The organism is Sorangium sp. So ce426, assembly GCF_051475585.1.
Classification (GTDB): Bacteria; Myxococcota_A; Polyangia; order Polyangiales; family Polyangiaceae; genus Sorangium; species Sorangium cellulosum_B.
Genome location: NZ_CP150341.1, coordinates 7,136,900 through 7,161,331 on the forward strand (window position 1 = coordinate 7,136,900; position 24,432 = coordinate 7,161,331).

A 24,432-nucleotide genomic window follows, 5' to 3' on the forward strand; every position below is an offset into this window, starting at 1 on the left:
TTCCGCGCCTCCCGCGCCTCCCGCGACTTCCGCGACTTCCGCGATTCGCGCGTAGCCCGCGAGCAACGACGGCCGGGCTCACCGCCATGGCGGCGGTCAGCGCGGCCGCCATGGCCGCCGCCCTGCTCCTCGGCGAGCGCCCCGCGCTGGCGGATCCGGGGGAGCCGGCCGAGGTCGAGGCGCGCCGCCTCGTCCATGTGCTCGGCTATGTCGCCATGGACTATGGCGGGAGCGTCGCGAACGGCGCCGTCACCAGCGTCATCGAGTATGACGAGCAGCTGGCGCTGCTCGGCGAGGCGATCCACGTCGCCACCCGCATCCAGCCGTCCGCGCTCGAGAGCGGGGCGGGCGACCTCGCGCAGGGCATCGTCGGCGTGCGCGAGCTCGTCGAGGCGAAGGTCGCCGCGGATCGCGTCGCCGTCGCGGCCAGGGGCGCGCGCGACCGGGTCGCGTCCGCCTTCCGGCTGGCGGAGGCGCCGCTCTCGCGGCCCGACGCGACGCGCGGCGCGGCCCTCTACCAGGAGAACTGCGCCACTTGCCACGGCCCGACGGGGCACGCCGATACCCGGCGCGCGGCGAGCCTGGTCCCGCCCCCGGCGAACTTCCACGACCCGATCCTCGCCGAGCAGCTCGCGCCCATCGGCGTCGAGTCCGCGGTTCGATTCGGCGTCAGCGGCACGGCCATGGTGCCGTTCACCTTTCTCTCCGCCCGCGACCGCTGGGACCTCGCCTTCCACGTCGCCGGCCTCCACCACCCCGAGCCCGGCGAAGGCCCGAGGCCGCTCGATCTGCCGGACTACTCCATGGTCGAGCTCGCGGTCCGCTCCGACGCGGACCTGCGCGCCGAGCTCTCCGCGCGCGGGATCCCCGCCGAGCGACACGCGGCGCTCCTCGCGGAGCTCCGACGGCGCGTCGCCTATGGCGGCGAGGCCGCGTCACACCCCCTCTCCATCGCGCGCGCCGCGCTCGACAGGGGGCGCGCCGCGCTGCGCGAGGGCAGGCTCGTCGACGCGCGGGAGGCGCTCAGCACAGCCCAGCTCGACGGCATCGACGTGGCCGAGGCGAGCGTCCGCACCGTGAAGGAGGCGCTCGCGGACGACCTCGGCGACGGCGCCTTCGCCCTCCGAGCGGCGCTCGCGGCAGGCGCGACGACAGACACGCTCGACGCGGGCATGGCCACGCTCCTGCGCGACGCGACCTACGCCGAGGTCGCGCTCGCGCGGTCCGGGCGCGCGGAAGGTCGGCTCGTGGCCCAGGCCTCGAGCCGCTTGGCGCTGCGCGAGCTCGCCGCTGCGGCGCTCTTCCTCGCCGCGCTCGCCGCCGTCGCGTCGTCACGGAGCCGGCGAGTCGTCCACGTCGCGTCGGGCGCGGCGCTGCTGCTCGCGCTCGCCGCGTGGGTCGCGGCGGCGCTCGGGCACATGGCCGGCTTCTGGCGGACGCTCACGGCAGGCGCGACGATCTCGCTCGCGCTCGCGGCGCTCGCCGGCGCGGCGGCGCTCGCCCGGCAGCGCGGCGCGCGGCAGGTGAGCTCGCACGATCCATTGCATGGCGGCCTGTCGCAAGGCCGCCGAGCGGCCGTGTTCGCGGCCGCGCTGCTGGCCGGCTTCGGCGCGGCGTTCTCGGCGCTCGACGCCGCGCTCGGGGTGTCGCTCCCCGTCGCGCCGCCCGCCGTGGCCGGGGTGTTGTTCACGCTCGCGCTGCTCGCCGCCGGCGCGGCGCTGGTCACCCGCGCGAGCCGGGCGGCCGCGCACCGCTGGGCGAGCCCTCCCGCATGGCTGGCCTGTCTGCTGTGCGTCCCGCTCGCCGGCCGCGCCGTGGCCGCCTTCCAGCTCTGCGGGTTGCTGCCGCTCCACCGGCTGCCGCTCCCTCGATTCACCGCGCTCGGCATCTACCCCGCGGTCGAGACATGCCTCGTCCAGGCAGCGCTGCTCGGGCTCGCGCTCGCCGGCGCGGCCCGCGGCCGCCGCGCGGAAGGCGCGTGTTGACTCGCGCTCATGACGGCCACGCCACCGTGAAGGCGGCCGTCGACGCCGTGAATCGCGGAGCCGCGGATTGCCTCTCGAGGCCGCTCGATCACGCCGAGCTCATCGCCCCGGTCGAGCGCCACCTGGCCAATGCGCGGTCGGGGAAGGGCGCTCCCGCAGCGCCGTGACACGCAGGGCTGTCACCACGGAGCTCGCCAGAGCTACCGAGTCGCCGACAGGCGATGGCGGAGGCTTCCTCACGCCGACAGTTCATGTAGGGAACGGTCGCTCGGCGCAGTCGAGCTGCCTTGATTCGACAGGCTGAGCAGCGCTGGGCCGGCGAGGGGCCTGAAACCGTTGTCTCGAGCCCGCGCCGCGGCGGCTCGCGTCGCGACCGACGCGCTTCCATTCTGGCACGCAGCGTCCTATCGTGATTGGCTGAAGCTTCTCGGAGATCCCTTCCATGACCATGAACAGCAAGCTGGCTTTTGCGCGGTGGACCAGCGGGTGCCTCATTGCGGTGCTCGGGGTTGGATGTGCCCAGATCTTCGGCTTCGATAAGCTGTACGAGGTCGCGCAGGGCAACACCGGAGGCGGGGGAGCTGGCGGCGAAGGCGGCGAAGGCGGGAACACGGGAGGCGGGGGCGCCGGCGGCGAGGGCGGTACAACCGGCAGCACCAGCGGCACGAACGCGGGAGGCGGGGGCGCTGGCGGCGAGGGCGGCGCCGGCGGGGATGCGGGAGGTGGAGGAGAGGGGGCAGGATGCCCGGAGCCGCCGCTGGGCGACCCCACGCTGGAGCTGTCGTTGATCGACGACATGGAAGATGACGACCATTTCATCATCGACGTGGAAGATGAGACGAACCCACGGCGAGGGCTCTGGTTCGTAGCGAACGATGGCAAGGGGACGCAAACGCCCGGAGTGGGCGAGCAGTTCGTGATGAGCCTCCTCGAACCGCCGCGCGGCGACAGCACGCTGGCAGCGCACGTCGTGGCCGACGACTTGTTCGAGAGCTGGGGAGCCCTCTTCGGCTTCCAGCTGAACAGCCCTTCGTCGTCCCAGCTGGGCCTCTACAACGTCTCCGAGTTCAGCGGCGTCACCTTCTTTGCCTACGCCGACGAAGGCTCCTACAACAAGGTTCTCGTGGACGTCGTCGACGCGCAGACCTGGCAGGATGGCGGCATCTGCACCGATGCTGACGGCGGGTGCAGCGATCACTTCACCAGGACCGTCACGCTGACGAAGTGCTGGACTCAAATCAAGGTGCCCTTCGCCAGCCTCAAGCAGTCCGGCTGGGGCCAGGCGTTCGACGCGGCCGACCTGACGCAGGTCTGGGCCGTCCAGTTCCGCTTCGCGGCGAGCCGTCAATTCAGCGTGTGGATCGACGACGTGGCGTTCTACAAGGAGCCGGCGCCGGAGACGGAGCCCGAGGCCACGACCCCGTGAGCGCCGGAGCTGCGCGCGAGCTCGCGACGAGGGTGGAGCCCGCTCGACATCGAGATGCAGGTGCCGACGAGGTGCAACCCGAGCACGACGCCGATCCCCTCGCCCGCCCCTAGTCCGAGATCGAAGAACGGCTCGAGCCCGAGCTCGGTGAGCGCGAGGGCCGCCGCCGGCTCGGCCGAGCGGTGCGCGGCGAGGAGCCATGGGCGGAGCGCTGGGGCCATCCTGACGGCGCAGAGGGCCGCGGTGCACGCCGTCAGCCCGTCGACGACGACGCCCATGCGCAGCCGCGCTGCCTCCAGCGCGAAGCCGGCCATCGCGGCGATCTCCAGCCCACCGACCTTCGCCAGCACATCGAGAGGGTCCGTGGGATCGGGCGCGTGAAGCGCGAGCGCGTCGGCGACGACGCCGGCCTTGCGCGCGACGCCCTCCGCGTCGAGGCCGGCGCCCGGCCCCGCGAGGCTCGCCGGCGGCGCGCCCGTGAGGGCGCACAGGACGGCTGTCGCCGCGGTCGTGTTGCCGACGCCGATGTCGCCGGCGCCCGCGAGCGTGACGCCCTCCGCGGCGAGCGCGCGGGCGGCCTCGGCCCCCGCCTCCATCGCGCATGCCGCCTCGTCGCGCGTCATCGCCGGCTCGCGCCGCAGGTTGCCTGTGCCACGCCGCACCACCCGCGGCGCCAGCGGGACGACAGGCGCGCACGGCAGCGCCGAGAGATCGCCCGACAGGCCGACGTCGACCGCGACGAGCCGCACGCCGTGGCGCGCCGCCAGCGCGGAGACCGCCGCGCCCCCGGCCATCACGCTCGCGAGCCTCGCCGTCGTCGCCGACGAGGGGTGAGCGCTCACGCCCTCCGCGACGACGCCGTGGTCCGCGCAGAACACGGCCAGCCCCGGCGCGGGCAGCGGGAGCGGGAGCTCGCCGCGCACGCCGGCCCACCACGCCGCGAGCTGCCCGAGCCGCCCCAGGCTGCCCGCCGGCAGGCCGAGCGTGGCCTGGTGCGCACGCGAGGCCTCCATGGCGGCGGCGTCGAGCGGTGAGATCGCCGTCGTGCGGAGCGATGAGCGCGGCGGCTCGCTCGCGCGGCCCGCCGCGGGCGTGCCGGCGTCGTCGCGGTCTTGCCAGATGCCATGTTCGTGGACGACCTCATCGACCGCGCGCCGCGCTCGCCAGCCGCTCTCTTCCAGCATCGGTCGCCGCCGGAACGCGACGGGGTGGCCCAGGCAGAGATACGCAATCGGCTCCACGCCCGGCGGGAGACGCAGCTCGGCGCGGAGGACGGCGGGCTCCACGATGCTGACCCAGCCGACGCCGACGCCCTCGGCGCGCGCGGCGAGCCAGAGGTTCTGCACGGCGCAGCACGCGCTCGCGCGCACCGCCTCCGGCTGGACGATGGTGCCCAGGATCGCCTCCCCGCGCGGCCTCAAGTCGACCGCGACGCACACGTTGAGCGACGCCTCGAGGATCCCCTCGAGGCGATAGGAGAGGTACTGCTCGCGCCGGCCCTCCGGAAAACGGGCAGCCTCCGCCTGACGGCAGCGAAGGAAGCTCTCGCGGATCCGCGCGCGCTGCGCCTCGTCGCGCACAACGACGAAGCCCCAGGGCTGGGAGAACCCCACGCTGGGCGCCAGGTGGGCGGCCTCGAGGATGCGCCGCAGGACGGCCCGGTCGAGCGCGCGCCCCGGCTCGAAATGCCGCACGTCCCGCCGCAGGGCGATGACGTCGTAGACCGCCTGCCGCGCTCCCTCGTCGAAGGCGGCGACGGCCTCCGGGACCAGGTACGACGGTTCATGTGTGGCGTTCACCGCGGTCAGCTACCACAGTTGCCAGGCGGTGGGCAGCCGGCGGCCGTGCGCTGCAGATGACCCCCTCGCGCGTCTTCCTTCGAGCCAGCGAGCCGCGCCGACGGGGCGCTGGGCGAGCGGGGACCGCCGCGCTCGGCCTCCGCGCCGATCGCGCCCATCACGAGGGCCCACCCCTGTCGACCGCAACTACCCTGCCCTCGACAGGGAGAACCCCTCATATCCCTGAGCCGCGACCGCCTCGCACCGCTTTCTGTAGGCGCCGACGCCCCCGGCATAGGGCATGAGGACGCGCGGCTTGCCAGGGATGTTCGCCCCGACGTACCAGGAGCTGGCCAGCGGATACAGCGTGCCGCCGGCCACCTCGCTGGCGTGCGCGACCCACCCCTCCTCCGCCTCGGCGGTGGCCTCGATGCACGCGAAGCCTCGCTCTCGGAGGTACGCGATGCAGTCCGCGATCCATTCCACGTGCTGCTCGATGGAGACGATCGCATTGCTGAACACGGACGGGCTCCCAGGCCCGGTGATCGTGAACAGGTTCGGGAAGCCGGCGACGGCGACGCCGAGGTACGTGCGCGGGCCGTCGGCCCACCTCGCCGTGAGCGGCTCGCCGCCCCTCCCGCGGAGCTCGATCCTGGTCAGGGCGCCCGTCATGGCATCGAAGCCCGTGGCGAGCACGAGGCTGTCGAGCGTGTACTCCGCGCTCCGCGTCCGGAGCCCCGTCTCCGTGATCTCCTCGATGGGCGACGCCTTGACGTCGACGAGCGTGACGTTCTCCCGGTTGAAGGTCTCGTAATAACCGGTGTCGACGCAGAGCCGCCGGGTGCCCAGCGGATACCCCCTCGGCGACAGCGCCTCGGCGACGGCAGGGTCGCGGACCGTCGCGCGGATCCGGGAACGGACGAACTCGGCGGCTGTCTCGTTGGCCTCCCGGGACCGCATCACGTCCGAGAACGTGGCGAGGAAGCCGGTGCCGCCCTGCTCCCAGCGAGCCTGATACGCGCGCTCCCGCTCCTCGGGCGGCACCTCCAGCGCGGACCGCGGGTCGACGTCCATGATGACCCCGGCGCGCGTCTCGCGGGCCCTCTGCCGGTGCTCCGCGTAGTTCGCCTTCATCCACGATTCGTAGGCTGCCTCCAGGGGTGCGTTGCGCGCTGGCACGCTGAAGCACGGGGTCCGCTGGAAGACGAAGAGGCGCGCCGCCTGCTCGGCAATGGCGGGGATGACCTGGACGCCGGACGAGCCCGTGCCGATGACGCCGACGCGCTTGCCGGTGAAGTCGACGCCGCCGTGCGGCCAGTGGCTCGTGTGGTATCGCTCGCCCCGGAATGCCTCGAGCCCCTCGACGTCGGGCACCTTCGCGGCGGACAGGCAGCCTGTCGCCATGATCAAGAACCCGGCGGACACGCTGGCGCCATCGTCGGTCCGGATCACCCACCGATCCGCCGCCTCGTCGAAGGCGGCCGCGGTCACCCGCGTCCGGAGCTGGATGTGCGCGCGGAGCTCGAACCTGTCCGCGACGTGCTCGAGATAACGCAGGATCTCCGGCTGCGTGGCGTATCGCTCGGTCCACGTCCATTCCTGCTGGAGCTCGGGAGAGAACGAATAGGAGTAGTCCATGCTCGCGATGTCGCAGCGCGCGCCGGGGTAGCGGTTCCAGTACCAGGTGCCGCCCACCCCGCCGCCCGCCTCGTAGACGCGGACCGAGAGGCCGAGCCGGCGCAGGCGGTAGAGCATGTACAGACCCGCGAACCCGGCGCCGACGACGACGGCGTCGACGCGGCCCAGAGGCGCCGGGGTGTCTCCTGAACGATTCGACTGCACGTCAGACATGATGTTCGCCTCCCTCTCCGGACATGGGTGCGCGGGAGGCCGCTCGAGGCCCCGCGCGATCGCTTCAGAGACGCGCGCCGCCCTGCGCCGGCGCCGGGCGTGGGGCGCGGTGGACGCGAAGGGCGAGCGCCATCAGGCTCAGGACCAGCACCACCCCGAGGTGCACGAGGCCGCTCCACCCCAGCGCCGACAGGAGCGCGCCGGACGTGAGCGACGCCGCGCCGCTGGCGGTGAACACGCACAGATCATTGACGCCCTGCGCCCGGAAACGCTCGGGGCCGGACCGGCTGCGCGCGACCAGGGTCGTCGCGGTCACGAAGACATAACACCACCCGACCCCGACAAGCGAGAGCCCGACAAGGTGCCCTCCGAACCCTGGGGCCAGGCTGATCACGAACCCCGCGAGCAAGAACAGCAGCCCGAGCCCCTGGAGCGCCGCGATCGACATCCGCTGCAGGAGGGCGCCGACCGAGAGCGAAGGCAGGTACATGCTCAGGAGGTGCACCTCGATCACCCAGCCCGCCTGCCGGATCGAGCGCTGCTCGACGCCGCACATCTGGAGGGGCGTCGGCACCATGATCAGGCTCATCACGAGGAAAGCGCCGGCGCCCATCGCCACCATGGGCCAGTACAGCGCCGGAGCCCCCGCGTCGGCCGCGGCGGAGGCCTCCGCGACCCGCGCTTCCTGCGGCCGGTACGACACGAACGCGAGCGCCGCGACGAGCTGGAGCGCCGAGAGGACGAGCAGGGCAGAGGGCAGCTCGCTCGACGTCCGTCCTTCCAGCAGGCCGAAGAGCGAGATCCCAGGGACGACGCCGAGCGCGCTGGCGAGCTGGATCATGGTCAAGAGGCGCGGCGCCCGGTGGCTCTCCTGCCCTTCGAGGATCGCGAAGCGATATTGCTGCACGAAGGCGCCGTGCAGGCCGACGCCGGAGACCGCCGCGCAGAACAGCGGGAGATCGGCGCGGTCCACCGCGCGCGCCGCGAGCGCGAGGCAGCCGGCGGACAGGAGCGCCGCGGCGATGAAGCAGGGCTTGCGCCCGAAGCGGCGCATCAGCTGGCTGGCCGGCCAGGTGCCCAGGGCCGAGGACAGCACGAGCACGGCCACCGGGAGCGTCGCGAGCCGCATGTCCCGCGCGAGCCGCTCACCCACCACGCTGCCGGCGAACTGGACCGACACAACAGAAGCGATCCCCAGGACCTGGCAAAGCAGCAGGACCAGCGTGTTGACGGACGTGGCGGGCGCGGGCGCGGGCACGACAGCCTGACGGCTCAACGGACGCCCTCCACGGAAGGCAGGGCGGCCCCGTTCCCCGCGTCAAGCGCGGCGATCGCCTCGAGAGAGAGGCCCAGGCGCTCGTGGAGGAAGCGCACCATCGTCCAGTGAGGCAGCGCGCCCTCGTCGAAGGGGCCGAACTCGTCGCGGTAGAGCGGCAGCCAGCGCAGCGCCTCCTCGATCGCCTGCTCCCGGCTGGCCTGCGCCTCCTGATAGTCCTCGTAGGGCAGGCTGCGGTGATGGATGAAGAAGCGCCCCGGGAGGCGCTCCTCGCACAGCTCGCGGTACTCCCGCGTCTGCAAGATCAGGTAATGCCAGACCTCGTCGATCGCCTGCTCCACCGGCAGGAACAGCCCGGCCAGCGGCTCCGGATAGCGCGATATCAGGTAGAGGTACCGCAGGCATTCGAGCACCTGACGCTCGACATAGGCGGGCTCCTCGCCGGTGGTCCGCACGAAATGGCGCACCACGCCGGAGAAGAACGCGCCGTCGAGCCGCGCCTTCAGCGCGGCGGCCGTCACCCTGGGTCGTTCCGTCGTCACGAGCCACCTCGCTCCGCGGCCTCGCCGCCCTGCACCAGCCATGCGTACTTCCCGGACTTGCCGATCGCGATTTGGGCGCGGTGCTCGAGGACGCAGTCGAGGCCGGCACCCTCCCAGATCCGCTCTCGCAGCGAGCGCGCCGCGGCCGGGCCGACGGGCGCGCCGTCGAAGGTGGTATAGAGCAACCGGCCCCGCCGCTGTCCCTCCGCGTGGAGCTGATAGACGAAGACGGACGGCGCGGAGACGGCGATCCAGTCATCGAGATCGGCCTGCGAGATCGGTCCCCTCTCCTCGGCCCAGAAGAGCTCCCGCTCGCGCCCGCAGAACCGGCGGATCCGGAGCGGATCGGGGGAGCCGTCGACCGTCTCGGCGCAGTCGCCCGAGCGATAGCGGATGAGCGGCATGCAGGGGTTGCGCACGCTCGAGACGATGAGGCTGTAGATCGCGCTGCCCTCCTCGACAGGGATCAGCTCCAGGTGCATCTGGTCCAGGTAAGGCCAGTAGCGGCCGTGACGATCGCTGTAATACAGATATCCGAGCTCGGTGCTGCCGAACAGGTCGACGATCGGGCACTCGACGTGCTCCGCCAGGAACCGCCGCACGTTCCTCGGCGTGAGCTCGTAGGCGTGAACGACGCTGGCCGGCCTCGGAAAGCGCTCCCACGCTCCGATGTCCATGGCCTTCTTCACCAGGTGAGCGAGGTGGTAGCCATCGCAGTCGAGGTGGTAAAGACGCCGCGGATGCGCCTCTCGGACGGCGGTCATCTCGTCGAGCATGCGCTCGACGTCGCCGCGATCCCAGAGCCCCGGGTCGAGCCGCTGGTTGACATAGAGCGTCCGCTCGTCGAGCCGGCGCTCCTCGAGGCTGGGGAGCGCCGACGCATCGGCGCCGCGCCGCCTCGCGGCGAGCCGCGCCACGTGCTCGGTCGCCAGCACCGTGGTGATCGAGACGCGCTGGCAGCCCTCATGCCAGGTGACCGCGATGTCGGGGTGCTCGCTCCACAGGCGGTAGTACGACTTCAGAAGGAAGAAGGGCGGGCGGATGATCTGCATCCGCGCGTGGTTGGTCCCGGTCGAGAGCACGAGCTCCGCCTCGCCGGCCTTCAGCGCCTCGGCGAGCCTCGGGGTCATCCAGTTGTCCGGAAAGCCTCTTGCGATCTCCGGCTTGTCCAGGATCGGGAAAGAGCCCTTCTCGATCGACTGTCGGTAGATAGGGATGTCCCTGACCTGATCGATCATCGCCGCGAGCGTCGGTCCGTGGGCGTCCATCGGTCGACTCCAGGAAAAAGGTTGAACAGCCATCGAGAAGCGCAGCCCCCATCGGTCCGGGCGCGCGCGAGCGAGGCAGAAGACCACGGCAGATGACCATGGTCCTGCCGCCTCGCCCGCGGCCCCGGCGGCTCCGTCAGCTGATGCAGCCGGCCTTCTTCGAAATGCAGCCTTCCTTCCGCGAGATGCAGCCTTCCTTCCGCGAGATGCAGCCGGCCTTCTTCGAGATGCAGCCTTCCTTCCGCGAGATGCAGCCGGCCTTCTTCGAGATGCAGCCTTCCTTCCGCGAGATGCAGCCGGCGTCGAGGGTCGGCGCGCCGGACGTGTTGGCCGCGATCCACTGCTTCCAGAGACGATCCTGGGCGATTTGCCGAATCAGGTGTTCCATTCGAACCTCCGATGATGTGATGGTGGACGATGCAACCACGGCGCACACGTCCGCGACCCGCGCAGGGCGACGGCCGTGTGCTCGACGGTCCGGCAGACACGATTTGTGGGCAGCCCGACCGTCTGGCTGACTATACGGTTCAACCCAAAGGGGTCAAGGCAGGCAATCCGTGGGTGGATCGCGCCGCCCGGCCATCCACCGAGTCGGCCGCTCCAGGACCAATGAAACTATCTCGGCGCGCGCACGCGCGAGCCTGCGAATCGACCGCTGCAATTCGCATTGAAATCGATCCTGTCGCGACGATACCCAGATGAGGGCGTGGCAAATTGTCCCGCGCACCCCGACGATCGCCGTTCGCCGGTTCCACCGGAGGGGTCCAGCGCGACACGCTCCTTGCTCCCCCTTTCGAAAGCGAGCGTGAGAATGCCCCGAGAGCTCCGTTCCCTCATCACAGGATCCAGCAGCGGCTTCGGCCGCGCGACCGCCGTCACCCTCGCCCGCGCGGGACACCGCGTCTTCGCCGGGATGCGCGCGACCACGTCGAAGAACGCGGGGCCGGCGTCCGAGCTCGCGGAGCTCGCCGCGCGCGAGGGGCTCGCGCTCCGCGTGTTCGAGCTCGACGTGACGAGCGACGCCTCGGTCGACGCGGGCGTCGCGCGCGTGCTCGACGAGGCGGGCGGCGTCGACGTCGTGATCAACAACGCGGGCGTCCTGTCGCAGGGGCCGATCGAGGCGTTCACCGTGGCGCAGACCCGCAGCAGATCGCGGACGCGATCCTGAAGCTCACGGCGCTGCCGGCCGGGGAGCGGCCGCTGCGCACCGTGCTCGACCCGCTGGGCAACGGCGCCGCGGAGGAGATCAACCGCAGGACCGAGGACGTGCAGCGGGCGTACATCGCGTGGATGGGCCTCGGCGGCGCGCTCAGGCGAGCCGGCGGATAGCGCGCGGCAGCCGGGATCCGCGGGGCGCGGCGATCTCCGCGCCTCCCTGGGACACAAACCATCTCCGAGCCCCGTCACCGCGCGATTGTCAAGACCGAACCGGGCTGCCAGCCTGGCTCGCGCGCCTGTGCACCAGCAGCTGAAATGAAACACCGTGTCCATCCGTCGCTGCGTCGCGCAACGCGCGTCATTCGTCAGCGATGCTCCGCAGGCTCCGCCGCGAACGGGCGCTCCTTCGGGTGTGGCGGAGTGGCGCAGGATGAAGTGATTTTCGTCTAGGGGTGCGAAGGGCGGCCGGGGTACCCTGGAGACGGGTCGTCGGCCTTTCTGCCCGAGCGCAGCCGCTCGTGTTCGTCCTGGTCCTGCCCGAGCGCAGCCGCTCGTGTTCGTCGAGGTGTGTCGTGAGGTTGAGAACGTCTTATCTGGCTTTGACCGTGGGATTGCTGCAAATAGTCGCCGCCTGTGGAGGGGGCGCGCCCTCCACCACGGGCGATCCTGGCGTAGGCGGCGCGGGAAGCGTGACCTCCAGCGGCTCCGGCGACGGCGGCGGCGGCAGTGACTTCGGCTCTGGCGTCGCCTCCGGCGGCGGCGGAAGCGGCGGCGGGCCCGATCCCTGCGCCGTCGACGACCCGCCCCCCGAGTGCCTCTTGCCCCAGGAGCCCGCCTGCGGCGACGGCGAGATCAACCAGGCCAGCGAGGCGTGCGACGACGGCAACAGCCTGCCCGGCGATTGCTGTTCCGGTCTGTGCGAGATCGAGCCTTACTGTGCATGTCCGACGCCCGGCGAGCCGTGCGTGCTGACCATCGCCTGCGGCGATGGCGTGGTCGATCCGGGCGAGTTCTGCGACGACGGCAACACCGCTGACGGCGACGGCTGCAGCGCGGACTGCATCGTCGTCGACCCCTCGTACGTCTGTCCGAGGCCGGGCGAGCCGTGCACGCTGCTCTACGACTGCGGCGATGGCCGCGTGAACGGCTCCGAGGAGTGCGACGACCGCAACGAGACGCCCGGCGACGGCTGCGGCGCGGACTGCAAGCGGGAGGCGGGCTTCGTGTGCCCGAAGCCCGGGCAGCCGTGCGAGCGCCTGCCGGTCTGCGGCAACGGGGTCAAGGAGGCCGGCGAGCACTGCGACGACGGCAACGCCGCGAGCGGCGACGGCTGCTCGAGCCTGTGCCGACAGGAGTCCTTCTACGTCTGCACGACCCCGGGGCAGCCCTGCGAGCTCCTGATCCGGTGCGGCGACGGCGCCGTGGATCCGGGCGAGATCTGCGACGACGGCAACGCCCAGGGCGGCGACGGCTGCAGCGCCGACTGCAAGACGCTGGACCCGCTTTACGCGTGCTCCGAGCCGGGGAAGCCCTGCATCCTCCTCTATCGCTGCGGCGACGGGCGCGTGAACAACGGCGAGCAGTGCGAGGACGGCGACGACCCGCCCGCCTCCGGCGACGGCTGCAGCGCGACCTGCATGCGCGAGCCCGGCTTCGTGTGCTCGAAGCCCGGGCAGCCGTGCGAGCTCCTGCCGGTCTGCGGCAACGGCGCCCTGGAGAGCGGCGAGCAGTGCGACGACGGCAACACCGCGGGCGGCGACGGCTGCTCGAGCCTGTGCCGGCAGGAGTCCTTCTACACCTGCCCGACCCCGGGTCGGCCCTGCACCCTCCTCTACTGGTGCGGCGACGGCGCGATCAACCCGGGCGAGGTCTGCGACGACGGCAATACGGTGAGCGGCGACGGCTGCAGCGCCGACTGCAGCGCGGTGGAGCCGATCTACACGTGCCCCAGGCCGGGTCAGCCCTGCACCCGCCTCTACTGGTGCGGTGACGGCCGCGTGAACGAGGGCGAGCAGTGCGAGGACGGCAACACCCGGAGCGGCGACGGCTGCAGCGCCGACTGCATGCGCGAGGAGGGGTATCAGTGCAGCCGCCCCGGTCAGCCGTGCACCCGGCCGCCGGCCTGCGGCAACGGCCTCAGGGAGACCGGCGAGCAGTGCGATGACGGCAACACCGCGGGCGGCGACGGCTGCTCGAGCCTGTGCCGGCAGGAGTCCTTCTACAGCTGCCCGACCCCGGGCCAGCCCTGCGAGTTCTTGATCCGGTGCGGCGACAGCGTGCTCAGCCCGGGCGAGGTCTGCGACGACGGCAACACCGTGGGCGGCGACGGCTGCAGCGCCGATTGCAGCGGGGTGGACCCGATCTACACGTGCACCACGCCGGGTCAGCCCTGCACCCTCAACTACTGGTGCGGCGACGGCCGCGTGAACGACGGCGAGCAGTGCGAGGACGGCAACGCCGTGAGCGGCGACGGGTGCAGCGCGGACTGCATGCGCGAGCCGGGGTATCAGTGCAGCCGGCCGGGCCAGCCGTGCGCGCGGCTGCCGGCCTGCGGCAACGGCCTCAGGGAGACCGGCGAGCAGTGCGATGACGGCAACACCGCGGGCGGCGACGGCTGCTCGAGCCTGTGCCGGCAGGAGTCCTTCTACAGCTGCCCGACCCCGGGCCAGCCCTGCGTGCTCCTGTTCCGGTGCGGCGATGGCGCCGTGAACCCCGGCGAGCTCTGCGACGACGGCAACACCGCGGGCGGCGACGGCTGCAGCGCGGATTGCAAGGCGGTGGACCCGGCGTACGTGTGCCCCGAGCCGGGCAGGGCCTGCGTCCTCGTCTATCAGTGCGGCGATGGGCGGGTGAACAACGGCGAGGAGTGCGACGACGGCGACTCCGTGTCGGGCGACGGCTGCACGGCGGATTGCCGGCTCGAGGAGGGCTTCATCTGCAAGCCCGGCCAGCCCTGCACCGTGAGGACCTATTGCGGCGACGGCACGGTGCAGCTCGGCGAGCAGTGCGACGACGGCGGCGGGGAGACCCCTGTCGGCGGCGACGGCTGCACCGCGCAGTGCAAGATCGAGGTCGGCTGGATGTGCCCGCCGGGCGGCGGGCGCTGCACCCCGCCGCCGCCGCCCGTGTGCGGCGACGGCAAGATCGGCGGCACCGAGGTGTGCGACGACGGGCAGCAGCCCCCGGCGAGCGGGGACGGCTGCAGCGCCGATTGCCAGACGATCGAGGACGGGTGGGATTGCTCGCGCGTGGGGTTCCCCTGCAAGACCGTCTGCGGCGACGGGTTCAAGAACGGCGCCGAGCAGTGCGACGACGGCAATCCCTTCTCGGACGACGGCTGCGACGAGACCTGCCGGATCGAGCCCGGCAGCGTCTGCGACGACGGGGAGCCCCAGGACTGCACGGGCTTCTCCGTCTGCGGCAACAACATCCGCGAGGGCACCGAGGCCTGCGACGACGGCAACGGCAACTGGCGCGACGGCTGCACGCCGGACTGCAAGGGCGAGCCGGACTGCAGCGGCGGCGCGTGCGTCTCGAGGTGCGGCGACGGCATGCTCCTGCCCGGGGACACCACCGAGGCGTGCGACGACGGCAACACCGTGAGCGGCGACGGATGCTCCGCGACGTGCACGATCGAGCCGGGCTACACCTGCGCCGTTCAGCCCACCGAGATGCGGCTGCCGATGGTCATCCGCGACTTCATCGGCTGGTGCCCGGAGGGCAACAACAGCAGCTCGAACAACACCGACTGCGACGCCAACCTGGCGGACAACCGCATCGGGCACTTCGACTTCGAGATCACGGGCAACGGGCAGACCGACTACACCGTCCTGCCGACGCTCGACAGCGCGGGCAAGCCCGTGAATGCCTACGGCGCCGGCCCCTTCCTGCCGACCGCGAACAACGGCTGGACCACGGGGCAAACCAACTTCCAGTGGTGGTACCGGGACAACCAGACGTACAACAGGACGCTCGTCACCACCATCGAGCTGCGCCCGGACGCCGCCAGGTACGTGTACCAGCGGAACCCGTTCTGGCCCGTGGATCGCACCCAGACGAACGGCGATCCGGTGCTCGACAACCTGGTCTCCGCCGGGCTGGAGCGGGCGCGCGATCAGGGGCACAACTTCTACTTCACGAGCGAGGTCCGGTACTGGTTCCAGTTCAACCCGAACGGCGCCGCGGCCGATCCGGTGCTCACCTTCTTCGGTGACGACGACGTCTGGGTGTTCATCAAGAACACGCTGACCGCGGACATCGGCGGCATCCACGGGCAGCTCCAGGAGAGCGTGACCATCCTGGACAACGGCGACGCGCGCGTGACCCCGTGCACCGCCGCTGCCGGCTGCACGAACCGGGGCGCCACCTACGACGTCGACCTGAACCTCGAGCCGGGCAAGGTCTACGAGATCGCGGTGTTCCAGGCCGAGCGCCACGTCACCGGGTCGAACTACCAGCTCACGCTGTCGGGCTTCGGCGCCGGCACGTCGGTGTGCACGCCGCAGTGCGGGGTCGACCCGCCGGTCGTGACGCCGGGCGAGGAGTGCGACGACGGCAGCGAGAACGGGACGGGCTACGGCCAGTGCAACAACTGCCAGCTCGGGCCGTACTGCGGCGACGGCGTCAGGAACGGCATGGAGACCTGCGACAACGGGGTCAACAACAGCACGTACGCCAACGCCTCGAACGCCTGCGCGCCCGGGTGCGTGGCCCCGCCCCGGTGCGGCGACGGCGCGGTCAACGCGCCGTACGAGGCGTGCGACCTCGGCTCCGGCAACACGGCGAACGGCTACGGCGGCTGCACGCGCGAGTGCCAGATCGGGCCGTCCTGCGGCGACGGCACGAGGAACGGCGCCGAGGGGTGCGATGACGGCGTCAACGACGGCTTCTACGGCACCTGCAACCCGAACTGCACGCCGGCGCCGATGTGCGGCGACAACCGCGTCGACGCCGACTGGGGTGAGGAGTGCGACGACCCGGCCGACTCGAACTGCGTGAGCTGCCAGCGCGGCGAGCACTGCGGCGACGGGACCACGCAGCGGGACCTCGGCGAGGAGTGCGACGACGGCGTCAACGACGGCGGGTACGGCCAGTGCGGGCTCTCGTGCCTCTACGGGCCGCGCTGCGGCGACGGCATCGTCCAGCCCGACGAAGAGCGCTGCGACCTCGGCAGCGGGCAGAACACCGGCGGGTACGGCGGGTGCACCGCGACCTGCAACTACGGTCCGTACTGCGGCGATGGCATCAGGAACGGCGCCGAGGGGTGCGACGACGGCGTGAACGACGGCGCTTACGGCACCTGCAACGAGAGCTGCACGCTGGCCCCGAGGTGCGGCGACAACCGCGTCGACACCGAGTGGGGCGAGGAGTGCGACAACGCGGCCGACCCGAACTGCCTGAACTGCCAGCTCCCCCCGCAATGCGGCAACGGGATCACGCAGCCGGCCCTCGGCGAGGAGTGCGACGACGGCGTCAACGACGGCGGGTACGGCCAGTGCGGCGCCGCGTGCCTCTACGGCCCGCGCTGCGGCGACGGCATCGTCCAGCCCGACGAAGAGCGCTGCGACCTCGGCAGCGCGCAGAACACGGGCGGGTACGGCGGGTGCACCGCGACCTGCAACTACGGTCCGTACTGCGGCGACGGCATCAGGAACGGCGCCGAGGGGTGCGACGACGGCGTGAACGACGGCGCTTACGGCACCTGCAACCCGAGCTGCACGCCGGCGCCGAGGTGCGGCGACAACCGCGTCGACACCGAGTGGGGCGAGGAGTGCGACAACGCGGCTGACCCGAGCTGCGTGAGCTGCCGGCTCCCTGCGCAGTGCGGCAACGGGATCACGCAGCCGGCCCTCGGCGAGGAGTGCGACGACGGCGTCAACGACGGCGGGTACGGCCAGTGCGGCCCCGCGTGCCTCCACGGCCCGCGCTGCGGCGACGGCATCGTCCAGCCCACCGAGGAGGACTGCGATCTCGGCAGCGCGCAGAACACCGGCGGGTACGGCGGGTGCACCGCGACCTGCGACTACGGGCCGTACTGCGGCGACGGCATCAGGAACGGCGCCGAGCCGTGCGACGACGGCGTGAACGACGGCACCTACGGCACCTGCGCGCCGGGCTGCACGCCGGCGCCGAGGTGCGGCGACAACCGCGTCGACGCGGACTGGGGCGAGGAGTGCGACAGCGCGACCGACCCGAACTGCGTGAGCTGCCGGCTCGGCGCGCACTGCGGCGACGGGGTAATCCAGCCGCAGTTCGGCGAGGAGTGCGACGACGGGATCAACGACGGCGAGTACGGCAAGTGCGGCCCCTCGTGCGTCTTCGGGCCGCGCTGCGGTGACGGCATCGTCCAGCCCGTGGAGGAGGACTGCGATCTCGGCGAGGGCAACAACAGCGGCGAGTACGACGGCTGCGACGCCCTCTGCCAGTACGGGCCGTACTGCGGCGACGGCCGCGTCAACGGCGCCGAGACCTGCGACGACGGCGTGAACGACGGCTTCTACGGGAGCTGCATGCCCGACTGCAGCCCGGCGGCGAAGTGCGGTGACCGCCGGGTCGACGAGGAGTGGGGCGAGCAGTGCGATCCCCCGAACGAGGCCACGGGCTGCAGCAACAACTGCCGCCTCGGCGGGCAGTGCGGCGACGGCGTGGTCCAGCCCGGCGAGCAGTGCGACGACGGCAAGAACGACGGCGGCTACGGCCAGTGCGGCCCGCGCTGCCAGCTCGGCCCGCGCTGCGGCGACGGCATCCGCAACGGCCCGGAGCAGTGCGACGACGGCGACGGCAACAACACCGGCGGCTACGGCAAGTGCGCGCCGGGCTGCGTCTACGGCCCGTACTGCGGCGACGGCAAGGTGCACAGCGCCTACGAGGCGTGCGACGACGGCAACCGCACGGGCGGCGACGGCTGCAGCCTGACCTGCCAGCTCGACGGGTTCCCCAACTGATCGAGCGAAGGCGGGCACGCGGGGCGAAGGCGTCGTTCGACGCCTCCCCCGCGGGCCCGCGACGCCGGCGCAGCGCCGCGCGTCGCTCGGGTCGACCTCCTCCCAGATACCGCCGCTAGCTCGCGATGGCCGCCCTCGGCGGCCCGGGGCGCTGCGGTCCCTTCACCAGAACCGGCCGACGAGCCCCACCCCGCCGAGCCCCGGCCCGAGGATCGGCGCGGCCGAGAGCTCGAGCATCGGGCCGCCGGTGCGCGCGGGCGCGGGGTCCGTGCGCGCGGGCAGCGGCGGCGGGTTCGGCGTGTCGAACGCGTAGAACACGAAGCCGCCGAGGGCGAACGCCGCGGCCGTGCCGAACAGGCCGACGGTCGCGTTCGCGAGCTCGTCGCGCGTGTCGAGGTGAGCGCGGTAGTCGCCCAGCTCCTTCTCCGAGATCCCCTGCGCCGCGCGCTTCTCCGCGATCTCGCGCGCCTGGTCCTCTTCCTCGAGGCCCGAGGCCAGCGTCAGCACGCCGACGCCGGCGGACAGGACCCCCATCGCGACGAGGCCATAGGACATCTTCCGCTGGAAGGAGCTCGTGAGGCCCACCTCGATGACGAGGCGCTCGCCGCGGCGGAGCGACAGCTCGCGAGAGAACGGCCGGTGGCCGTTCTTCGTGGCGACGAAGAACCGCTTGCCCGGGGCGACCTGGAGGAGCGGCAGCGGCGTCGTGCCGACGAAGCGCCCGTCCAGCGTGACCTGCGCGCCGACGGGGCCCTTCACCTGGAGGAGCGCCGGCCGCTCGCGCAGCTCCCGGTCGATCCCGAGGATGTCCCCCTCGATCGCGACCACCTCGCGCTCCTCGTCGACGTGGCCGTCGGCCGTGATCTTGATCCGGTGCTTGCCCGGCTGCACCTCGGCCATCAGCGGCACGTCGGCCAGCGCGCCGCCGTCGATGGATACGCGGGCCCCCGCGGTCGGCGAGGTGACGTTGATGCGGGTCCGCGGCCTTGTGTCGGGCGGCGCCGCCTCCGGCGCGGCGGGCGACGACGGAGCGCTCGCCTCGAGGCGCGCGGCGATCACCCCGAGCTCGCTCAGGGCCTCGGTCGCGTCCGCGCGGCGCCCGCCCTGCGGGACCTGCTCCAGGTAGCGCCGGTAGTTCGCGATCGCGGCCCGCAGCGCCTCGGGGCTCTGCTCGACCACGTACAGGCGCCGGTAGGCCTGGGCCAGCGAGAACAGGAGGGCAGGGCGCGGCGCCTTCCTGTACGCCGCCTCGAACGACTGCACCGCGTCGCGGTACCGTGTCGCGGCGTAGGCCTGGGCGCCGGCGTTGTAGAGCGCCTTCGCCTGCTCGATGTCCTCCTCCGCCGAGGCCGCGCTCGGCGCGAGCGCGGTCGTCGCGAAGGCCATGAGCACGACGCACAGCGAGGTCTTCATCGGCGGATCGGCACTCCTTCGTGGACGCGGAGCGCGCCGTCGCTGAGCACCGCGAGATCGTCCACCCCATCTCCGAGGACGTCGCACGTCGCGATCGCGGAGCCGCCGGGGATGCCGTCCAGCTTGCGGAGCTGGAGCTGGGCGAGATCATGGCAGCCCGCCGCGCCGTCGCCGCACACGTCGAGCGCGTAGGCCGCGCTGCGCGTGAGCACGACGAGCGACCTTCCCATCCCGTCGTCGACGCGGGCGAAGTCGGCGCTGGTGACGTCGCTCGCCCGATCCACGAGGCTGGGGTCGGGCACCTCGAGCTCGATCGGCGCGTCGAGCGCGCCCTCGCCCGTGTTCCAGAAGACGGCGAGCCGGCTCGCCGTGATCGTTCGCGTCCCTTTCGCCAGCTCGTACGCGATGCCCACGACGTCCGCGTGGCCATCGCCGTCCATGTCGCCGGCGCGGAGCCCCGCGTACAGCGTGTGAGGCGCGGGCGAGAAGGCCGCCTCCGGCGCCTCGAAGGCGCCGCTCGCGCCGCGGCGCACGAGGGTGACCGCGCCGGCCAGGGCCGGCGTCCCCGGCTCCGCCGCCGCGTCCTCCGCCGCGACCTCGATCGGCAGCGAGAGGACGAGCTCATCGGTTCCATCGCCGTCGAGATCGACGGCGACCCCATCCAGCGCCCACGCGGGCTCCCGGGAGGGAACGAGCTCCGCGGGGAGCGAGACGCTGTGCTTGACCTCGTCGACCATGGCGATGACGCCCGAGTCGACCGCCGGCAAGAGCCAGAGCTCGGCCGAGCCCCGGGAGGAGCCAGGGCTCGGAGGAGCGATCGTCAGCGACGCGACCTCCGCCCGATCGCCCCCGAAGCGGCCGGCGATGCTCCTCACGGCGCGCAGCTCGCCTGCCTGCCGCGCGTCGCCCGGGCGGACGAGCGGTAGCGCCGGCAGCAGCGACCGCGAGCTGCTGCCCTCGATGAGGCTGAACGCGACGTCGCCGCCGTGCGAGAAGAGCACGCTGATGTCGTCCACGGCGTCGTCCGGCTCGGGGAGCCGCACCGCCGCGATGTCGAGGAGCCCCTCGAAGGCGCCGAGCCGCACCGGCGGCTCCGGCGCCTTCATGTACCGGCCGAAGCAGACGGCCAGCGTCGGGTGGTCCGCGCTCGACAGCGAGCTCCCGGCGCTCTCGGCGAACGAGAGATCCGGCAGGAGATCGCCGTCGAAGTCGCCCACGACGAAGCTCGAGACGTTGCCCAGCGTCGGGATCTTGAGCTCGTTGAGCTTGAAATCGGAGGCCTCTGCGCCGGGGACGCCGTTGAAGAACGTCAGATCCGTCGCGTCCGCGGAGCCGGCGACGACGTCGGGCGCGCCGTTGCCGGTCAGGTCTGCGATCACCGCGCTGGTCCAGCGCCGGCCGTTCGCCGGCGCGAGCCGGTCGAACTCGACCTGGTAGGGAGGAGACGGCCGAGCTTTTCCGAGCCTCACGGCGTCGGGGTCCACGATGTCGATCACCCCGTCGCCGTTGAGATCGCCGATCGCGACGGGGGCCCCGAAGCCGGGCAAGCGCCCGGAGCTCATGTCGCCCGCCGGGTACGAGAGATCGCCGTACGGCGCCATGGCGCCGAACGCGCCGCCGCCTGCGCCCTCCGCGACGTCGAGCGCGTAGCAAGGCGCGCCCGCGGGCAAGCGGGGGTCAGGCTGCGCGCACGTGGCGCCCACGAGCAGATCGAGGACGCCGTCGCCGCTCACGTCCCGGAGGAAGGCCGCGCCCGCGATCCGCGCGCCCGCCGGGAGCTCCACCGCGGTGTGCGCGCCGTCGTCCGGCGAGTAGATGTGCACGGCCGAGTCGTCCGCGAGGGCGACGACCACCTCGTGGAGCGGGCCGCCGCCGAGCTCCGCGCTCACGAGCGGACCGGCGACGTCGCGCAGCCCGCGCTGCCGATCGATGAACGCCAGCTGGCCGCTCTCCGACCCCTGCACGACGGCGATGACATCCTCCGGCGCCGCCCCACGCGTGTCGGTCCCGACGACCAGGGCGACCCACGTCTGTCCGTCCTCGCGCGTGCTGCCGACGGGCAAGAGCCGCGCGCCGCGGAGGGTCGTCGTCTCGGACGCCGCGCCGAGCAGCGAGCCCAGGGGAAACACCGACGCGAGCACGGGGACCGGCGCGAACGTGCGGCCCGGCTCGCCGCTCAGGATCGCCACGCCGGGCCCCACGCTGAGCGCGATGTCCGTCGTCTCGTCGTCGGTGAGGCGCGCGAGCGCGGGCGTGTCCCCCGCCGAGGGGATCGACACCTGGGTCCCCACCGTGCTGTTCGCATCGAAATAGAGCGCCTCGAGGCTCGTCGAGCCGACGCCCACGAGGTCGCCGCGGCCGTCGCCGTCGAGATCACCCGTGATCAGCCGCTGCGCGCCGAGCGGCAGCGCGGCGCCGAGCGGCTTGAAATTGCCCGTCGAAGCGCGGCACACGCCGTCGACCCCGCAGCCCCACCCGCTCGGGCACGCGGCGTCCACGTCGTTGCACACGAAGCGGCACTCGTTCTCGCTTCCGCGCGGGTTGCACCAGCTCGTCGAGGTGGCGCCCTGCGCATCCCGCGTCGTCACCTCGCAGGGCTCGCGCGCCTCGAAGCAGTCGCAGTCCTCGTTGCGCGACGGCTCGATGACGCCGTTGCCGCACACGCCCGGGGAGATCTCGCCGAGCTCCACGCACCCGGCGGAGCCGGCGGCCGCGACGAGCAGCGCCGCGGCCCCCCCGATCGCCCGCACGTATCGCCTGAAGCCGGGCCGCGCGCGCATGCTCACTGGAACGGGTTTTCCAGGTCGCCCTTCCTGACGGCGCCCCTCGTTGTCGGCGCCACCCTCTTCAACGACACGGTGATCGCGCCGTCCGCCTCGGCCGGGACCTCCTGCGCCTGCTCCTGGTACCCGGGCGCCTTGAAGGTGAGCTTCACGGCGCGCCCGCGCGGCAGGCGCAGCGGCCCCGGCGCCTTGCCGACGAGCTTGCCCTCGCTCCATACCTCGAGCTCCTTCGGCGTCGCCTGGATCCGGAGCTCGACGTCGGGCGGCGCCGCGTCGGCGCTCGCCGCGGCTGCGGCTGTCGCCTCCAGCGGCGGAGACGGCGCGGCCGACTCCGGCGCGGCCGCGGCGGCGGCGGAAGCCGGCAGGACCGGCGCGACCAGCGCGGCCTCCGTCCTCGGCATCGCCGCGGCCGACGCGGGCGCGCGCGGGGCATCGGCCGCCGGCTCGCCGTGGCCGATCTGCATGTGCCCGAAGTGCAGCGTGAGCGCCGCGGCCGCGCCGATGCCGAGGACGGCGACCGCCGCGAGCGCCGCCCTCCGCCGCGACGCCGTGGCCGGCTTGCTCTCCAGGTTGCTCGGCAGCGATCCCTGCAGCAACGTCTCGTTCCCGTGCAGCCCCGAGCTCGCTTCCGCGGCGGGGCCGCGCTGCGTCGGCGCGAGCCCGGCGTCCAGCGCCTCCACGGCCGCGCCGCGCGCGCGATCCCGCGCGGCGGCGCCTCGCCCGACGGCGGCGTCGCTCGCCCGCAGGAGGCCGCCGGGCAGCTCGTATCCCGCGCCGCGCGCGGCCTCCACGAGCGCCACGGTCGCCTCGAGCAGCGACGCCGGGCGGCTCGCGGGGTCCTTCTCGAGCATCCGCAGGAGCGGCGCGTCGAGCGCCGGCGAGAGGTGCGTCGCCACGGTCGACACAGGGGGCGCCGCCTCCGACGTGTGCTTGATCAGGAGGTCGAACGCGTTCTCGCCGTCGAACGGCGGCGCGCCGGCGAGCAGCTCGTGCGCGAGGATCCCGAACGAGTAGATGTCCGTCCGGTGATCGACGTTCTTGCCGCGGCACTGCTCGGGGGACATGTAGAGCGGCGTCCCGATCAGGTGCCCCGTCCGCGTCTTGTGCACGGCGCTCGACGACTCGCCGAGCAGCTTGGCGATGCCGAAGTCGAGCAGCTTCGGGAAGATCGCGCCGTCCTCGTCGAAGACCAGGAACACGTTCTCGGGCTTGAGGTCGCGGTGCGCGATGCCCGCCGCGTGCGCCGCGTCGAGCGCGCGCGCGATCTTGACGAGGATGGGCAGCGCCTCGGCGGGCGGGAGGCGCCCGCGCTTGCGGCGGTAGGCGTCGAGGGTCATCCCCTCGAGCAGCTCCATCACGTAGTAGTGCCGGCCGTCCTCGAGGGCGCCGAACGAGAAGATGTCGATGATGTTGCGGTGCCTGATCTGGTTCACGGCCCGCGCCTCCGCGACGAAGCGGGAGACGAGCTGCGGGTTCGCGGAGCACTGGCGGCTCAGGACCTTGATGGCCGCCGCCTTGCCGATGACGGGGTGGATCGCGCGGTAGACCGTGCCGAAGCCCCCTGCCCCGATCTTGGCCTCGACGCGGTACTCGCCGACCGGCGTTCCCGGCGCGAGCTCCGGATCGGCGCCAGGCGGCGCGGGCTCCGCCGCGAGCGTCTCGACGTTCGTCGCGCAGGCAGCGACGCCGTCCGCATGCTCGGTTCGGCACGTAGGGCATGTCGACATGAGAAAGCCACGGAGAGCGTACACGGGGAGCCCGGCGCAGCCCAGAGCCACCGAGCGTCGCAAACCGGCGGGCGCGCTGTGCTCCGGCCTCCGGCGGGCGGGCGCAGCGTGAGGCGTCCTTTCGGCGCCGAGCCGCCCGCGTCGAGGCCCGGCTTCGCGGCCCCGCGGGGCGCGAGGCGCGCGCCGGAGGTCTGACCACCTCGAGGCGCCGAGCAGGAGAGCCTCTGGCATTGTCTTACACGGGGCGTGGCCCTACAGGGCCCCGCGAGCCATGCGTGTCG

At 72.7% G+C, this 24,432-nt stretch carries 14 protein-coding genes; 5 read left to right on the forward strand and 9 right to left on the reverse strand.

Annotated features, from left to right (window positions below; translation table 11 throughout):
* Positions 1-86: 86 nt before the first annotated feature.
* The 3 genes from WMF44_RS26545 to WMF44_RS26555 all read left to right on the forward strand — a co-directional run bounded on the left by WMF44_RS26545 (position 87) and on the right by WMF44_RS26555 (position 3,411).
* Complete coding sequence (locus tag WMF44_RS26545) at positions 87-1,985, forward strand: c-type cytochrome (protein ID WP_437292831.1); 1,899 nt, start codon at positions 87-89, stop codon at positions 1,983-1,985.
* Positions 1,979-2,152 (forward strand): hypothetical protein, encoded by a 174-nt coding sequence (locus WMF44_RS26550; RefSeq protein WP_437292832.1) that lies wholly within the window; start codon positions 1,979-1,981, stop codon positions 2,150-2,152. The genes WMF44_RS26545 and WMF44_RS26550 overlap by 7 nt, the downstream gene beginning before the upstream one ends.
* Before the next feature lie 281 nt (positions 2,153-2,433).
* Positions 2,434-3,411: a hypothetical protein gene (locus WMF44_RS26555; protein WP_437292833.1), complete on the forward strand. Its 978-nt coding sequence runs from the start codon at positions 2,434-2,436 to the stop codon at positions 3,409-3,411.
* Here WMF44_RS26555 and cobT read toward each other — a convergent pair.
* The 6 genes from cobT to WMF44_RS26585 all read right to left on the reverse strand — a co-directional run bounded on the left by cobT (position 3,363) and on the right by WMF44_RS26585 (position 10,514).
* Complete coding sequence (gene cobT / locus WMF44_RS26560) at positions 3,363-5,210, reverse strand: nicotinate-nucleotide--dimethylbenzimidazole phosphoribosyltransferase (protein WP_437292834.1); 1,848 nt, start codon at positions 5,208-5,210, stop codon at positions 3,363-3,365. The genes WMF44_RS26555 and cobT overlap by 49 nt on opposite strands.
* A 186-nt stretch (positions 5,211-5,396) precedes the next feature.
* Positions 5,397-7,040, reverse strand: a complete 1,644-nt coding sequence (locus tag WMF44_RS26565) for a flavin-containing monooxygenase (RefSeq protein WP_437292835.1) — start codon at positions 7,038-7,040, stop codon at positions 5,397-5,399.
* 64 nt (positions 7,041-7,104) lie between these two features.
* Entirely contained in the window at positions 7,105-8,316 is a 1,212-nt protein-coding gene (locus tag WMF44_RS26570; protein ID WP_437292836.1) for an MFS transporter, read from the reverse strand.
* The gene (locus WMF44_RS26575) at positions 8,313-8,858 is read right to left on the reverse strand and encodes a glycine-rich domain-containing protein (protein ID WP_437292837.1); all 546 of its coding nucleotides are present in this window, start codon (positions 8,856-8,858) and stop codon (positions 8,313-8,315) included. The genes WMF44_RS26570 and WMF44_RS26575 overlap by 4 nt, the downstream gene beginning before the upstream one ends.
* Positions 8,855-10,126, reverse strand: a complete 1,272-nt coding sequence (locus WMF44_RS26580) for a hypothetical protein (protein ID WP_437292838.1) — start codon at positions 10,124-10,126, stop codon at positions 8,855-8,857. Before WMF44_RS26580 ends, WMF44_RS26575 begins: the two co-directional genes overlap by 4 nt.
* A 136-nt stretch (positions 10,127-10,262) precedes the next feature.
* Entirely contained in the window at positions 10,263-10,514 is a 252-nt protein-coding gene (locus tag WMF44_RS26585; RefSeq protein WP_437292839.1) for a hypothetical protein, read from the reverse strand.
* A 423-nt stretch (positions 10,515-10,937) separates the two neighbouring features.
* Between WMF44_RS26585 and WMF44_RS26590 the strand changes: the two genes are divergently transcribed.
* On the forward strand, positions 10,938-11,294 hold the full coding sequence (locus WMF44_RS26590) for an SDR family NAD(P)-dependent oxidoreductase (protein ID WP_437301612.1): 357 nt from the start codon (positions 10,938-10,940) through the stop codon (positions 11,292-11,294).
* A gap of 562 nt (positions 11,295-11,856) precedes the next feature.
* The gene (locus tag WMF44_RS26595; RefSeq protein ID WP_437301613.1) at positions 11,857-18,228 is read left to right on the forward strand and encodes a DUF4215 domain-containing protein; all 6,372 of its coding nucleotides are present in this window, start codon (positions 11,857-11,859) and stop codon (positions 18,226-18,228) included.
* 162 nt (positions 18,229-18,390) lie between these two features.
* Here the strand turns inward: WMF44_RS26595 and WMF44_RS26600 are convergent, their stop codons facing one another.
* The 3 genes from WMF44_RS26600 to WMF44_RS26610 are packed head-to-tail and all read right to left on the reverse strand — an operon-like array spanning position 18,391 to position 24,151.
* A complete protein-coding gene (locus tag WMF44_RS26600) occupies positions 18,391-19,641 on the reverse strand; it encodes a PEGA domain-containing protein (protein WP_437292840.1) in 1,251 nt (416 codons plus the stop codon).
* Entirely contained in the window at positions 19,638-22,427 is a 2,790-nt protein-coding gene (locus WMF44_RS26605) for an FG-GAP repeat domain-containing protein (RefSeq protein ID WP_437292841.1), read from the reverse strand. The genes WMF44_RS26600 and WMF44_RS26605 overlap by 4 nt, the downstream gene beginning before the upstream one ends.
* Complete coding sequence (locus WMF44_RS26610; RefSeq protein ID WP_437292842.1) at positions 22,424-24,151, reverse strand: serine/threonine-protein kinase; 1,728 nt, start codon at positions 24,149-24,151, stop codon at positions 22,424-22,426. Before WMF44_RS26610 ends, WMF44_RS26605 begins: the two co-directional genes overlap by 4 nt.
* Positions 24,152-24,432: the final 281 nt, after the last annotated feature.